10 protein-coding genes and 1 CRISPR repeat array are annotated in these 14,699 nt (G+C 66.2%); of the genes, 9 read left to right on the top strand and 1 reads right to left on the bottom strand.

Annotated elements, in window-relative coordinates:
- The first annotated feature begins 87 nt into the window (after positions 1-87).
- The 9 genes from ACH4TL_RS22080 (at position 88) to cas3 (ending at position 10,381) form a co-directional block, all read left to right on the top strand.
- Positions 88-366, top strand: coding sequence for a hypothetical protein (locus tag ACH4TL_RS22080; protein ID WP_398316191.1), 279 nt, complete (start codon positions 88-90; stop codon positions 364-366).
- 153 nt (positions 367-519) lie between these two features.
- The gene (locus tag ACH4TL_RS22075) at positions 520-966 is read left to right on the top strand and encodes a hypothetical protein (RefSeq protein ID WP_398316193.1); all 447 of its coding nucleotides are present in this window, start codon (positions 520-522) and stop codon (positions 964-966) included.
- Entirely contained in the window at positions 956-1,591 is a 636-nt protein-coding gene (locus tag ACH4TL_RS22070) for a hypothetical protein (protein WP_398316195.1), read from the top strand. Before ACH4TL_RS22075 ends, ACH4TL_RS22070 begins: the two co-directional genes overlap by 11 nt.
- Positions 1,592-2,525: 934 nt before the next feature.
- Positions 2,526-4,295 (top strand): type I-E CRISPR-associated protein Cse1/CasA, encoded by a 1,770-nt coding sequence (gene casA / locus ACH4TL_RS22065; protein ID WP_398316197.1) that lies wholly within the window; start codon positions 2,526-2,528, stop codon positions 4,293-4,295.
- Positions 4,288-4,884, top strand: a complete 597-nt coding sequence (locus ACH4TL_RS22060) for a type I-E CRISPR-associated protein Cse2/CasB (RefSeq protein WP_398316199.1) — start codon at positions 4,288-4,290, stop codon at positions 4,882-4,884. The genes casA and ACH4TL_RS22060 overlap by 8 nt, the downstream gene beginning before the upstream one ends.
- Positions 4,885-4,888: 4 nt before the next feature.
- Entirely contained in the window at positions 4,889-6,157 is a 1,269-nt protein-coding gene (gene cas7e, locus ACH4TL_RS22055) for a type I-E CRISPR-associated protein Cas7/Cse4/CasC (protein WP_398316201.1), read from the top strand.
- Positions 6,157-6,930: a type I-E CRISPR-associated protein Cas5/CasD gene (cas5e, locus tag ACH4TL_RS22050; protein WP_398316203.1), complete on the top strand. Its 774-nt coding sequence runs from the start codon at positions 6,157-6,159 to the stop codon at positions 6,928-6,930. The genes cas7e and cas5e overlap by 1 nt, the downstream gene beginning before the upstream one ends.
- Positions 6,927-7,613 carry a type I-E CRISPR-associated protein Cas6/Cse3/CasE gene (gene cas6e, locus ACH4TL_RS22045; protein WP_398316205.1) on the top strand — a complete coding sequence of 229 codons (687 nt, stop codon included), beginning with the start codon at positions 6,927-6,929 and terminating at the stop codon, positions 7,611-7,613. The genes cas5e and cas6e overlap by 4 nt, the downstream gene beginning before the upstream one ends.
- Before the next feature lie 11 nt (positions 7,614-7,624).
- Positions 7,625-10,381 carry a CRISPR-associated helicase Cas3' gene (cas3, locus tag ACH4TL_RS22040; RefSeq protein ID WP_398316207.1) on the top strand — a complete coding sequence of 919 codons (2,757 nt, stop codon included), beginning with the start codon at positions 7,625-7,627 and terminating at the stop codon, positions 10,379-10,381.
- 80 nt (positions 10,382-10,461) lie between these two features.
- A CRISPR array of direct repeats spans positions 10,462-10,978; the repeat unit is 29 nt; unit sequence GTGCTTCCCGCCCACGCGGGGGTGATCCG.
- 560 nt (positions 10,979-11,538) lie between these two features.
- Here cas3 and ACH4TL_RS22035 read toward each other — a convergent pair.
- On the bottom strand, positions 11,539-14,532 hold the full coding sequence (locus tag ACH4TL_RS22035) for an NACHT domain-containing protein (RefSeq protein ID WP_398316209.1): 2,994 nt from the start codon (positions 14,530-14,532) through the stop codon (positions 11,539-11,541).
- Positions 14,533-14,699: the final 167 nt, after the last annotated feature.

Here is a 14,699-nt window from a genome sequence, read left to right as displayed (position 1 = left end):
GTTGCACGCCTGCATCGGCCGCCCTGGCGGATGGTGGATAACCGTTGATTGGGGGTACACACAGCGGCTGGCCCCGATACTGGGCCCATGGATGAACAACAGGAGCTGATGACGACCGAGGAAGCCCGCGCGCTCGTCGTCGCCACGCTCGCAGACCTCACAGTCGACCTTGCCGTTCCCCTGGGCATGTCGCTCGCGCTCCGCGAGGGTCTGCGCTCGTCGGCCCTCGCCGGGCTGTCCCGTTGGGACTACCACCCGGCCGTCGGCGACGTACCGGGAAGCCTGACCTACCGCGACGACGAACAGGTCCGTATCGTCTCGCTCTCCCCGGAGTCCGAACTTCTTCTGTCCGCCTACCTGGCATGAGCCCCACAGCGGTGGCGGAACCGCGGACCACCTCCGGGGAGATGGCCTGCTGCCGCCCTTGAACAGCGCCATCCGCTGGTTCGATATGTCCCGCAGACCTGTGCTTACGGTGCCCTCGCCATGAGCAGGTTTCCAAACAGGACTGGGGCACGGGTGAGCACGAATTCGACAGCGTCGGTGAGCGCGGCCGAGCTGCGGCGCAGGGTTCGCGCCGTCGAGGCGCTTCAGGCGAAGACTCGCGAGATGGCCGCCGCGAACGTGCTAGCTACACGCGAGGCCGCAGTGAAGGCGACGCTCGCGAAAGAGAAAGCTGATCTCGTAGCGCGTGAAGCAGCTGCGGTTGCTCTGCGCCTGTTCGACAACGATGCCGAGCTGGTCTCCGGGCTACTGGGCGTACCGGCGGAGGAACTGGAGCGCGAGGCGAAGCCGGTTACCGCTGCTCGTGCCAAAGAGATCATCGAGACCCTTCGATCCCGTGCTGAACGGCCTCGCACCCGCCGAAACCGATCGGCCCGGCCGAACACGGCTTCCTCTTCGCCATCAACCCCCGCTCAGGCCCTGGTCGGCACGCCGGACGACAGCCCGGCTGATGACCTCTGAGAACGACCTCGGGCCCGGACTGTTCCCGCTCACGGCGGTGAACCAGTCCGGGCCCGTCTCCGTTGACGAACAGCTCGCCTTGGTCGGAGAGCCGACGCCCGTACGCATTCCAGCCGTGGAATGGGCTGCCTGGCTGGCCAAGGAGTCGGTCCGGGCCCGCTACTGGGCCAAGGTCCATCACACCTCTTCACGAACGGACTGCTGGTTCTTCTTCGGCGGGATCTCCAGCACGGGCCACGCCAGCTTCCGTGCAGCCTCCCGCCCCGGGAGAACGCGTCGGGGCACCGTGCCCGGCCATCTGTACGGCTACCAGCTCGCGCACGGCGTGATCCCCCGCCTGGGATGGGACAACGACAGCCCCACCGTCTGTCACACCTGCGACAACCACTCCTGCCAGCAACCGGCACATCTACGACTCGGCACACCTGCGGAGAACCGGGCCGAATGGCTGGCACGGCGCCGAGATCCTGGCAGCCCTCTGGCGGACCTCCGCGGGCCAGCTGGTCGCTCCCGGGCGATCGGCGCCGCCATTCGTGCCGGCAGGGCGAACCGCGAGTCCGACCAGGAAATCGCAGTTCGCATTGGAGTTGCGGTCTCGATCGGTCGGCCACTCAGCCTCTGGTAACTGGACCTGGTAACGAGAGCGAATGAGGTTCTGGCGCAGATCTTGGGGAGCGGTCGTGGGGGTCACCGCGGCGTTCGATTGCGAGGTTTCGGATCGAGTGAGGCGACGGCCGGGCCCGGCATCACCCGGTGCGGGAGTAACCGGCTGATGGTAGGCGTGGGTCAGTTGGCGGTGGTCACCGTAATGGGGGCGTTGGGACAGTTGTCGGCGAGGCCGGTCAGGCTCTGCCGTTCGGCCGGGTCCACGGTGAGTGCCCAGCGGAGTTTGATTGCGCGACGTCGGCCAGGCTGCACTCGCACTCCCCAGCCCCAACTAAGCTGTTTGAGTCGTTACTACACACAGAGCACTTTGACAAAGAAATGGCAAAGCACCTGAAGCGCCGCAGGTCGCGAAGTGTGCGTCCCGCCCACGCGGGGGTGAACCGGCGCTCACGCTGACCGGCTTCCACTACGCCTCGTGCGTCCCGCCCACGCGGGGGTGAACCGTATCTCGGCGACATGATGGACCAGTTCGGGATGTGCGTCCCGCCCACGCGGGGGTGAACCGTGGATCTTGGGGGTGGGGTCTCCGCCCCGCCAGTGCGTCCCGCCCACGCGGGGGTGAACCGCCGATGGTGAGCGGTGCGCCGGTCGCGGTGTCGTTCGTCCCGCCCACGCGGGGATAAACCGACCCCGTTGAAACCAATCCAGGGTGGTTTCGTGTGCGTCCCGCCCACGCGGGGATAACCCGTAGCCGACGGTCGCGGCCCTCTTCTCTCCCGTGTGCGTCCCGCCCGCGCGGGGGTGAACCGGCCATAGCGCATCGCGTCAACCATCTGGCCGCGTGCGTCCCGCCCACGCGGGGGTAGCCCGGCATGCGCCTTCCCTGTTGTTCGTCGTGTGCCGCCTCCATGCACGGCCCGCCTCCCGGCGGTGTGGGCTGCGAATCGCGTCACGTGATTCTGATCCGCTACGTCCCCGACCTGCGCATTGCCGTCTATAGCGCCCATTGTCAGTGGGTGGCGCTAGCGTTCCTAATGACGCAAAGATGCTGCGATGAAGGGTCGCTGATGCTGTCTATGAACGTCGCAGATGGTGCCTGGTTGCCCGTCCGCGCCTTGCCCGGGGCACAGGGTGTCGATGCCGCCTTCGGGCCGCCCCCCGACTGGTTTCCCGGCAGCGTGGTGGGCGGCTACGCCCAGGCGTTGATAGCCGCTCACCTCATCGATCACGTTGATCTTCCGTACGAGGCAACGGAGTCGGTGGTGCTGCGGAACCTGGTGGCGATGGCGTTGCGGGTCACCGGGTTGGACCGGGCGCGCGGCCAGGAGTGGAAGCGGCTGCGGGCCGGCGTGCTGGCGGAGGGGCGGTTCGACGAGACAGCGGTGAAGGCGTACTTCGCTGAGCATCGTGAGCGGATGTGGCTGTTCGATCCTGTTCGCCCCTACCGGCAGCTTCCCGCGTTGCGGGAGGAGTGCGAGGAGTGGTCGCCGCCGGGCAAGCTGGTGTACGGGTTGCCGTCGGGCAACAACCACGTGTGGTTCGACAAACGCGATCAGGACGCCCCGGTACCGGTGCACATGGCCGTGTGGTCGCTGGAAGCGGTCCTCGGGATCGGTGCCGGTGGTGGATGCGGAAGTCGTCAAGTACCGGGACGTGCAGCACGGTCGAAGACCGCGGCAGGCCCGTACCGGAACACGGTGTCGTACTTCGTAAGAGGGCGGAGTCTGTTCGAGACCCTGGTCTTGAACTGCCCTGCCGGTATGCCCAACGGCCCCGGGGAAGATCTCGCACCTTGGGAAACCGACACACTGTCTGACCCCCTCGCCCCCGGGGCCGCTGCCCCCTCAGGACGGGTATCGCTGCTCACCGGACGTTCCCGCCACGCCGTTCTCCTCCAGCCCGACTCCAAGGGGCAGTTCGTCCAGCGCCTCAAGCTGACGTGGGCTTTCGATGCGGCGGGCGACAAGATGGCCCCTGCTGTCGACCCGTTCGTCATGCACACCCATGTCACGGACAAGACCGGACGGGAGCAGATCAAGCCGGTACCGGCTGACGCCGACCGCGCTTTGTGGCGGGACATCGACTCACTGCTCGCTCATACCCGCCCGTCTGCGTCTCGGGCAGCCGATCCAGACTCACCGAGTAAGAGCAAGCAGAAGGCTACGACGGCGCCACCCCAGGTGTTCAAAGACCTGTCCACTGGTATCGGCGCCGGCCCTGGGGCCGACGTATTGCGCTCAGCGCGGGTGCGTGCCGTGTCATGCGCTTCGAAACAGGCCAGCGATGTCCTGTGGTGGGCGGCCGATTCCCCCTTCCCTCTGTTCCGACCTGCGGGCGAGAGCACCCTCGTGCACGCCACTGTCAGGGCCGCCCATACCGACGCGGAGAGCACGTACGCCTTGCTCGACCGGGCCAGTAAGCAGATGGCGCTGACCATGTGCGCCGGGAACCGGAAGAAGGCGGCCAGCATGCGCTGGCCAGTGGATGCTCGCCGCCTGTTCTGGGACAAAGCAGAGCAGGTCTTCTGGCAGGCCGTAGCCGATGCCCTCGACGGGACCCCGTACGAACCAGGCCGGTTCCTCACGGTCGCCTTGGTCGCGTACGACGAGGCAACTGCTGCAGCGGCGATGTCGCCGCGCGGGATGCAGGCCGTGACGAGCGGCCGCGTGATTCTCACCCGCTCCCGGAAGAACGCCACAAGGAGCCCTCACCCTCATGACTGAGCCCGCTGTCACGACGAGCCCACTCGCCAGATACGACACGTTCCTCGATGAGGTGGGCCGTCAATGCGCCACACCAGCCGGACGTGCCAAGCTGCGACGTGCCGTCGCAGCCGCGACTCGCCCGGAGAGTCCGACCGGACGCCGGGGCACCGGTGACGCGCTGCAGCTGCTGCGCCGTCTTGCTGCCGAGCGCATGCACCCCGAGCGCAAGATCAATTATCTGTTGGTCGCTGGGATCCTGGCCCAACACCCCGATGCCGGAGCGGACGCCGAGAGCACGGCCGGAAAGCCGGCCACCCGCTATACGGAGGGAAATCTCGGTGCCGCTGTCGGCCGGGCTGTCCGCGGAGGCGATGTGACGGCGGGCCGCGCAGATCAGACGATGCGGTTGCTGACGCGGAAGACCCCGGCGGGGCTGCGCCGGGCCCTTCCCCGGGTCGTCCACCACCTCGATCCCGCGCTGTCGGGCCTCGACCTCGCTGTCCTGCTGTCGGACCTCAACGGCTGGCCGTTCCGAGCGGCCGACATCTCCCGCCGCTGGTGGGAGTCCTACACGATCGCTCTGCCCACTGCTTCAAAGGAGAAGTAGCTCCATGTCTCGCACCGCGCCGCTGCACGTCACCATCACCACCTTGCACGAGCTCCCGCCGTCCAACGTCAACAGGGACGACACCGGAGCACCGAAGATGACGGTCTTCGGAGGGCAGTCGCGTATTTCTCCTTCCTCTCAGTCGCAGAAACGGCCAGTGCGCCTCCAGTTGCAGGACGTCTTCGACGACCCGGCGCTCCGGACGCGGCGCATGCCCGAACTCATCGGTGAGCGGCTTGTCAAGGAGCATGGCTGGGAGGACGCGTGGACCGCGACCCGGGCAGGACTCCTGGTGATTCTCGCGGCCGGTTTCAAGGGGCTGAAGGCTTCGACCACAGGGAAGGGGGCGAACACCAAGTACACGGGGGAGACGAACACCGCCCTCTTTCTCGTCGGTGATGCTCCCGCCCTGCTGGCCGCAATCGCCGCACGGCACAGCGGTGTGCTGCAAGCAGCCACCGACAAGGACCTGACCGCAGCCGCGAAGAAGGCCGACGATGACGGTGACCCTGCCGAGGCCAAGGGGGTGATCAGCACGATCGCCGCCGCTGATCGGGACGAGATCCGCCGGATCGTGAACCGGTCCAACAAGGTCATCTCACTCTTCGGCCGCATGCTGGCTGATGACCCCGGTTCCCGCGTGGACGGTGCGGTACAGGTGGCCTTCGGGCTCGGCACCCATGCCGCGGACGAGCAAGAGGACTACTACACAGCGGTCGACGACATCACCGCGCAGCGCCAGGACCAGCCGGGGGCCGGGTTCCTCGATGTCTCCCTCCACACGGCCGGAGTCGTACGCCGCTGGGCATCGGTCGACCTCAACGAACTCGCCAGCAACCTCGCGAAGCCCGGCGTGGAGGTCGCCGACCCGTATGAGACCGCGTTGGAGTTGACGGCCGCGTTCCTGCGCACGTTTGCGCTCACCCTGCCTCGCGCCAAGCGGCGAACGCACGCAGCGGAAGTCGGACCCGACCTCGTTCATGTTTCCATGCGCACCGATCAGCCAGTGGACTACGCCGGAGCCTGGTCGAAGCCCGTCGCCGACTCCGGCGAGGGGTGGATGGGCCCCTCCATCGAGCGCTACAACGCGTACGTCCCGAAAATGAACAAGGTGTTCGGGCTCACCGGGCTCGCATCCCATGGGCACGTCACCACCGCCGACCAGGACCTGGACAACCTCGGCCAGCGACACGAGGGCGTCGACGCTCTCATCAGCAAAATCCTCAATGACGCCCGCGCCGAACAGGCCACCCGTCGCGAAGCCACCAACTGATGCCTGGATTCCTCCTCCATCTTGCCGCCCCGTGGCAGGCATGGCCGGCATCCGCCCTGTTCACCGATCAGCGGCCCACCATGCGCTTCCCGACGCGGTCCGCGCTCACGGGCATGATAGGAGCCGCCCTGGGCATCCGGCACGATCCCGCCACCGGATCCGCGGACCTGTCGGAACTCGACCCGCTTCAGTACGCGGTACGCATCGACCAGCCCGGATCGCAGCGCCGTGACTTCCACACGGCTGGCGGCGGACACGTCGACACCATCCACACCGGCGATGGCGGCCCCCGGTCCGGCGCCCATGGGACTCTGGTCTCGCATCGCTGGTTCCTCGCCAATGCCGCGTTCACCGTCGCCGTCACCTCGCCCGACGCAGACCTCGCCACCCGGTGCGCCCGAGCCCTGCGCGCCCCCGTTTTCCCTCTCTATCTGGGGCGCCGAGGTTTCCCTCCGTCGTATCCGCCTCTTCTACGAGACGGCCTTGATGACCCCACGGAGGAGTTGCACAACCTGCCGCTCCACCGCCAAAGCGAACACGGCGAGGACGACAGCCAGGTTGTAGTGCGCTATGTCCTGGACGCCGACCCGCAGGACGGCGGGCCTCCGCCCTCGCGGATCAAGGACGTTCCTAAGCCCGGCCGTGTCTTCGGCACCCGCGACGTGTGGCACCGCGACCGTCGGCACCCTGTCAGCCAGTGCCTTCAGACCGGGGAAGACTGGCTCGACCGCCTCGACGCCTATCTCAACCCGAAAGCGACGACGCCCTCATGACCGTGACCGACAACACCGCGAGCACCCAGCCGAGCACGGTCTCGCTACTTCTCGCTCGCCTCCAGCTCAACGCCCAGCACCCGGATTTCAGGCGAGACCTGCGCGATGCCCATGCTCTGCATCGGCGCGTGATGTCTCTGTTCCCTGACGCCCAAGGCGACCTCGCCACTCCCCGCGCGGCCTTCGGGATCCTCTTCCGGATCGAAGCCAGTCGCAGTGGGCCCGTCATGCTCGTGCAGTCTGCGCTCCCCGCTCACCTGGACAACTTGCCCATCGGCTACGCGACGGCAGGCGACCAGCGATCCCTGGCTCCCATCCTCGACTGGATCGACACCGGAATCGAGGTGAAGTACAGGATCGCCGCGCACCCGACCTCCGCCCGTCGCATCCCCGGCCAACGCCGCTCCACGACCATCAGCCTCGAAGGGGAAGAAGCCGCCGACTGGTGGATCCGCAAGGCGGATGCAGCCGGGCTCGAACTGCACGGCGGCGGAACCGGCCACCTCGCTCCGGCGATCACCGGCCGCAACATCCGCCACCACCCCATCCAGTTCGAGGGGACAGCCACCATCGAGGATCCGGTCGCTGTCCGGACCGCCCTGCTCCAGGGCATCGGCAAGGGCAAGTCCTACGGCTGCGGCCTGCTGACCCTCGCACCCGCCCGACCGCGCGTGAGCGTTTAAAGCGTCAAACGGTGCTCGCGGGCCGCACAGCGGCGCGCGAGCATCCCGAGAGGAGCACATTGCGCAACCCCGATCCTCGGCTTGCTGGGAAACGGAGAGGGCTGTTCCCCACAGGGACGACATACCCGCTCGGCTGCCATCTGGCCGACACCGCCGCGATAGCCGGGGCCTTGTGGGACTCGTTCCTCACCGCCGCACAACGCCAATTGATCGCCAGGTCATGGGGCGTGGACCAGACACACGCCCGGAGGCTGGTGATGCTCGCGGCGGGACTCCACGACCTCGGAAAGGCCCTCGCCTGCTTCCAGTACGACCGGCTCGGGCTCCCCAACTTGGGCGACGGCTTCGAGCCTTCCGCTGACCGTGGAAACCTCGCACACGAATACGCGTCCGGGATCACCGTCCCTGAACTCCTCGCCCGTCTCGGCTGGGCCTTGGAGGACGCAACAGTGCAGATGGGACAGATAGTCGCCGGCCACCACGGCGCCTTCCCCTCCATGCCCCCGGCATTCGAACTCGAAGACCCCCATGGCCTCGACACTCGCCTGGGCACCGGACGGTGGGACGCCGAGCGTGAAGCCCTCGCCCACCTGGTTCATGACCTCGTCGGTCACCCCAGTCCGGTCACCCGCGAACTGGACGTCCTCCCGGCCGCTCTCGTCGCCGCCGTAGTGGTGATCGCAGACCGGCTGGCTTCGCCGACCCACTCCGGCGGGTGGGTACGTGCCCGGCTCGCCGAATGGCAGCAAGACCCCGACTGGCAACGGCACTACCAGCGCGCGACAGCCAACGCCTCCCAAGCCGTGGCCGCCGAAAACCTCGCTCCAGCCCAATGGACGCCGCTTCGCCCCTTCTCCGAGACATTCGGTGTCTCACCCCGCCCACTGCAAGCAGACGTGGCAGAGCGCCTGCCCAACCTCGCACAAGGCCCCGGTCTGCTCCTGATCACCGACGTCACGGGAAACGGAAAGACCGAGACCTCGTTCTACGCAGGCCGTGTCATGGCCGAAGCCACAGGCACCTCTGGCCTGGCGGTTCTGCTGCCGACCCGCGCCACCGCCGAGGCGATGTACAAGCGGCTCAGGGAATTCATCAAGCGCCACACCGATCCACCCGCACCCGTCACCCTGGTGCACGGCACCGCGTGGCTCAACACCGACTACAACCCCGACCACGGCACAGAGGGCCACAGCACCTACCCCACGGAATGGCTGCGACAGCGCCTCCTGGCCCTCCTGGCCACCGGCGGCATGACCGCCACCTGGGACCAAGCAGCCTTCGCAGCCCTGCCGACCGCCCACAACGCCGTACGACTCCTCGGGCTGTCCAACAAGACCGTAATCATCGACGAGGCACACTCGTACGACGCGTACGGACAGACCATCACCCGTGCCCTGCTCGCGCTTTTGGGCAGCCTCCAGGTCCCCGTCGTCCTGATGTCCGCCACCCTCACCACAGCAATCGCGACCAGCCTCGCGAATGCCTACCTCAGCGGAGCCGCACAGCCCGAACTCGAAAGCCTCCAGCTCCCCTACCCCGGCTGGGCCTACATCGACGCCACAAACGGAAAGGCGCACGTCTCCGACCGGATCGTGAACCGCGAGCGCGCACGCACGATCACTGTCACCACCCGACGCGTCCGATACACCCACGATCTGACCGTGCCCGATGGCAGAGCCGACCACCTTCTCCACCAGTTGCGGCCCGCCGCCGAACACGGCGACGGAACCGTGATGATCGTGTGCAACACCGTCGACGACGCCCAGCGCACCCATCAGCTCCTCGCTCCCACCATCGGTGTCGGGCTGGAACTGCTGCACGCCCGCATGCCGCGTTGGCAACGCGACCACATCACACGACAACTTCAAGAACGACTCGGACGAGACAGCCCACGACCGTCAGCGCCTTTCGTACTCGTCGCCACACAGATCGCCGAGCAGTCCCTCGACGTCGACTTCGATCTCGTCATCAGCGATCTCGCCCCGATCGACTACCTCATCCAGCGAGCCGGACGCTGCTGGCGCCACCGCCGCCCCCGTCCCACGTGGGCCCGCGCGCCACGCCTGCACATCATCGTCCCGGCTGGCACTCTCCCTCCCCCGCACTGGGGCACCGACCCCGGCGTCTACTACGGGCACCTGCTCCACCAAACCGCAACCGCCCTCGGCCGTCTCAAGGCAGGCCAACTGCACGAGCCCGGCGACGTGCAGCACCTGATCGAGGCCGTCTACACCCACAGCCCCCACAGCCAGGCCAGCCAGGCCCGTCTGGCTGATGAACAACTGCAGACCCAACTGGCAGACCTCGCCACCGTCCCCCACCCCGCGGACCTACAGACCCTCTACGACCTCTCCGACTCCACCGGGCTCAACACCCGGACCGCAGCAACCCGGCTCGGTGCCGATGCGACCTTGGCCCTGCCCGTCTGGCCCGACGCCATAGGCCACCTCTCACTCCATCCCAACCAGAGCGAGAACCCCTGCGGCTGCCACACAGAGAACCGTCACATTCCGACCACCATCACCCGCCATGACCGCCGCGCCATCCGCCACCTCCTCAACCACACCGTCCCCCTCCCAACCAAATGGCTCGACGTCACAGACCCCGCCACCCAACCTCCCGCTGCATGGCAAGACATCGGCCCTCTCGCGGACATCCGCCTACTGCCCCACACCGGCACCCCAGCCTCCTATAGCGCTCAACGCGGCGCCCTGAGCCTTGATCCCGTCCTGGGAATCCAACGTCGACGCTCAACCGGAACCAGCTAGGCTGGCCGACCAATTCAGATGAACACATGCAGCTTGACAAAGAAACAGCAAAGCCTCCAGAACGCCGCAGGTCACGAAGGGTGCTTCCCGCCCACGCGGGGGTGATCCGGCCACCCGCCGGAAGAACAAACAGAGCGGCGAGTGCTTCCCGCCCACGCGGGGGTGATCCGTAATGGCTGCTGCTATACCCGGCTGTTCCGGCGTGCTTCCCGCCCACGCGGGGGTGATCCGCTCGCACGCGCCTCACGCCGCTGGGCACCGCAGGGCTTCCCGCCCACGCGGGGGTGATCCGGGCAAGATCCTCACCAGGTGGATGCTCGACTCGTGCTTCCCGCCCACGCGGGGGTGGTCCGTTGTCGACCCGGGCTGCACGGCCCAGCTGGCTGTGCTTCCCGCCCACACGGGGGTGATCCGTCGCCGATCGTCGCCGCCATGCACGACCGGCTGTGCTGCCCGCCCACGCGAGGGTGATCCGGTGCGAGTCAAGAGCAAGAACGGCAAGTACACGTGCTTCCCGCCCACGCGGGGGTGATCTGGCGTGGGGCGAGGTCGGCATGGACGCCCTGTGGTGCTTCCCGCCCACGCGGGGGTGATCCGACGACGCGAATGCCCGGATTGCTCATGCTCGTGTGCAGATACATGATCCCCCTCCGGAGCGCGCAGGAGTGCCACACTCGGGTGACAGCCGGTTCGCCAAATGCCAGAACGTGGACCTTGTAGACGGCGAAGCACATGCCTCGGAGTGCGTGTGGACACGTCCACACCACCCCCGGACACAACCGGATTGAGCAGCATTCAGGAGCATCGAAGAGGCATGCTTTGTCCAGATCTCCAGAAAAACCGCAGGTGAAACGGGTCACGTGGATGGGTTCAAATCCCACCGCTACCGCTCTCAGACGATCCGGATCCTCAAGCTGTTCCTCCACCGCGAACGCCGGGCGCCGGCTCCCCGAGAAGAGATCATTGTCGACGGGCAGCACGACAGGATCTGTGCCTGTCCAGCCAGGGCCGTGGCGGAGAGTTGCCCCGCTGATCACGGCCACAGTGTTCGACTGCGGCTGGACCAGCGGCTCGGGCGCAACCACTGCTCTGGGCTGACCAGTATTGTGCCAAGTCGCCTTCGTGTGTTCGCCCTTCAGCTCCCTTGGCAAAGACGCTCACTGGTCGAGTGAGGGCATCCGGTAGGTCAGTCCGTTATCGCTCAGGTCAACGGTGAGCATCGAGCGGAAAGGATTGGCAAGGTTCCTCTCCCGCCGCCCGATGTCCCAGTACCCCAGAGCGACGACGGCCAGGATGGAAAGCACGCCGATCCATGTAGTCCACGCGCCGAGCAGCACAGTGAGCAACTCCACAGCGAGAAAGAGAAAACACGGCGCCCACAGAAGCACAGACAAGTCCCGAAGGATCTCTACCGACTCCGACGCATGGTTCGTCCATTCGTTGACCGTGAACAGGATGATCACCACCACGGAAAGGATGAGGAAAATCGAGCCCGCCGGGGCAGAGAGATCCGACCACGGTTCATGCCCGCGGGGAACCCACGAGGGACGCGATATGATCACTGTGGTCACCGCACGTAAGCAGGCCGTCAAAAAGAACGCGGCGGCTGCACTCCAGACGGTCCACCGCATGACGGCTTTCAACAGCACGGGCGACCGGGGGGGTGCCATGCAAGCGGCCTGCCAGGTGGTCTTGGTCAGCGTCGGGCTTGCCTTCTGTCCCCCTAGACGCGCAAGCAGGAGCGTCTCGACCTCTTGCGGAAGCAGCCCGGACAAGTGGCGGTAGATGGGTGGCAGGAGCCGGTGCCTACGGAAGATCTCGGCGAACTCATTGCGGCGCTGCTGACCGGCCAGAGAACTGACCCAGTTGTAGATCTGCTGGCTGTCCGGGCTACTTCTGCCCTGCCGCAGATGTGCCGGAACGGTGCTCTGGTTGTACCGGTACCGCTCGATCCCCAGGGCAGCTATGGGGGTTCCGATCCTGCGGTCGATTTCCCGCACCTCGATCGGTTCGTCCGGCATAGGTGGGACGGAAACATGATGGTCCAGATGCCCATTGTCGATGAGAAACCCTACGCGTCCTCCAATACAGCGCAGTGCAGGAGAAGACTCCTGAGCATTCCACAGCCAGTGGTAGGCGGCATCCGTCTGCGGAGTCTCGCACTCCCGCAGGGCTTCTTCCACGTCTGATACTCGGATGAGTGAGGCCAGCCACCAGGCCGCGCGGCGTGTCGTGGTCGTGTGTGCCCACAGGAGCGCGGCAAGTTCCGTTGCCGCCGCTGGCGTGCCGATAGTGCCCAGGGCATCGACGGCCCAGATCTCCTGTCGGCCGGATGCCGCCAGCGCAAGCTGAGGAATGGCGATTTCCCCCATGGTGCGAAGGGCTGCCCGGGCTCCTGCACGATGCTCGTCGTCCGCCTCCAGCTCGCCGAGGCAAGCTGCGGCTTCCTGCCGCTCGGACGCCGCCAGAGCATGCAGCGTCGCCGCCTGTCGCTCGGAGACAGGCTCCCAGGCGATGCGGCGGAGGAACTCGAACGTCTCGTTGCCACGGGGGGTGTTGTTGGATGCGAGAGCGCCGAGCGCATTGACGACGGCCACGCCCTCGCCCCCGGTGATCTCCAGGCGCTCGAGGAAGTAGGCGATGATCTCCTCGGCCAGACCTGCGCTGACCGAGGTCGCGTCCGCGAGGCTTTCCAAGGCGAGGATCTTGCTGTCATCCCGGGTGTCCGTGAAGAGTTCGGAGACGACCGGAGTGCAGTCGACGCTGGCGACGGCACACCACAGCTTGACGACCTCCCGCCAGGCACCGGGGTCACTGCGGTAGTTGCCCAGAAGCCTGCCGGGAGCGTCATGGAGAGCCTGCGCGGCGAGGAACTCCTGGAGGGTGAGGTGTGCGAATCCGTACTGGCTCCTCAGAGCATCCAGTGGCCGCAGCAACTGGCTGCGCTCCACGATCTCGTCCCGCAGCGGCAGTACGTGCTCGGCATCCAAGTCGAAGTCGGGCAGCAAAGCGCGGACGACGGATTCCAGGTTCGTACCCGAGATGGCAAGACGGTCATCACGTTCCGTGGATGCCTCATGCATCGTGAGCGCAATGCGCTGGAGTACGAGCAACTTGCGGTTTGCGTGGTATTGGGCGATGGCCCGGGTGCGCCCCAGCTGTCGGTCACGGTCGAGGAGATGCGCAATCGCTGCCTTGTAGAAGCCAGCACGACTCTTGGGGAGCGGGCCGAACTCCTCCGCCCGGTCGCCTGACTGAAGGTAGGCGATGATGGTGAGCAGGAGCGGCCTCCTGGCAATCCGCATCAGCTCGCGGTTACTCCGAAGGGATGCGATGACGCGGTTGACGTCCAGCGTGGCTTCCGCTTTGTTCCAATTGTTGAGGAAACGCCGCATTGATGCATCATCAAACTCTGCAAGGCGCACAACGTGGGCGAATTCCGGACTGAGCTGACCGTCATACACAGCAGTCCGGCAGGTGACGATCATAGGGCAGTCCGCGTGGGTCCGGGCGAACTCGCGCAGCTCTCCCTCCACCCGTTCGCGGTCTTCACGGCCCACCTCGTCAAGCCCGTCAAAGAAGACGCGCAGACGCCCAGTGTCCAGCATCCTGTCCACCAGCGAGGAGGCACCGAGTACTTTCGCCTGACTGAATTCGGCGACAATGAAATCCCGGAAGCTCTTCCGGGAAGCATTGCAATTGTGCAGGTTGATGATGACAGGAACCTGAGTGTCATCATCTTTTTCTGCCCAGCGAAGAATCTCAGTCTTCAAAAGCAGCGACTTCCCTGCACCGGGTTCCCCTAACACCACGATCCGGGAACTTCCACTCAACGTCTCGCTCATGTCAGCTCGTTCCGTGCCGACAGCAGACTGGAGGGGGACGTAGATGCGCCGGATGTCGATGTTGGATGTGTCGAAGCCTAACGGATGCCGGCCATGCCAGTCCTCTGCGCGCTGCCGGTATCGCCGAAGCTGCCTACCGCCGACCCGGCGCATGGAGGTTCTCTTGCGAAAAACTAAGTCGACGGTGCGTGAGGCAAACCCTTTCATCAGCTCGCTGAAGTACGCAGCGAGAAGAAAGATCGCAACAAAAACGACTGCCGCAACACCCGCCCCGTAGGGCAAGACCTTGTCGAATTGATCACCCACGAGGTCATCATAGAGAAGGCACAAGCATACCGGGGCCTCTACTCAGGATCTGCCCCAACAGGTCCGCGCCCGCGGCATCGCGCCCGCCATCCGCCAGTGGGCACAGCCGCACCTTGGCCGGGGCTGGGCGCTCGGCGTGATGCTGCAGAGCCACGGTGTAGTACGCG

Origin of the sequence: Streptomyces sp. NPDC021115 (assembly GCF_044333065.1) — a bacterium.
GTDB lineage: Bacteria > Actinomycetota > Actinomycetes > Streptomycetales > Streptomycetaceae > Streptomyces.
The sequence above is the reverse complement of the archived record's forward strand: the minus strand, read 5'-3'. Positions and strand labels throughout refer to the sequence as shown.

Coding starts and splice junctions, on each gene's coding strand:
- ACH4TL_RS22080 (WP_398316191.1), top strand. CDS start 88: ATGGATGAACAACAGGAGCTGATGACGACCGAGGAAGCCCGCGCGCTC.
- ACH4TL_RS22070 (WP_398316195.1), top strand. CDS start 956: ATGACCTCTGAGAACGACCTCGGGCCCGGACTGTTCCCGCTCACGGCG.
- ACH4TL_RS22060 (WP_398316199.1), top strand. CDS start 4,288: ATGACTGAGCCCGCTGTCACGACGAGCCCACTCGCCAGATACGACACG.
- cas7e (WP_398316201.1), top strand. CDS start 4,889: ATGTCTCGCACCGCGCCGCTGCACGTCACCATCACCACCTTGCACGAG.
- cas5e (WP_398316203.1), top strand. CDS start 6,157: ATGCCTGGATTCCTCCTCCATCTTGCCGCCCCGTGGCAGGCATGGCCG.
- cas6e (WP_398316205.1), top strand. CDS start 6,927: ATGACCGTGACCGACAACACCGCGAGCACCCAGCCGAGCACGGTCTCG.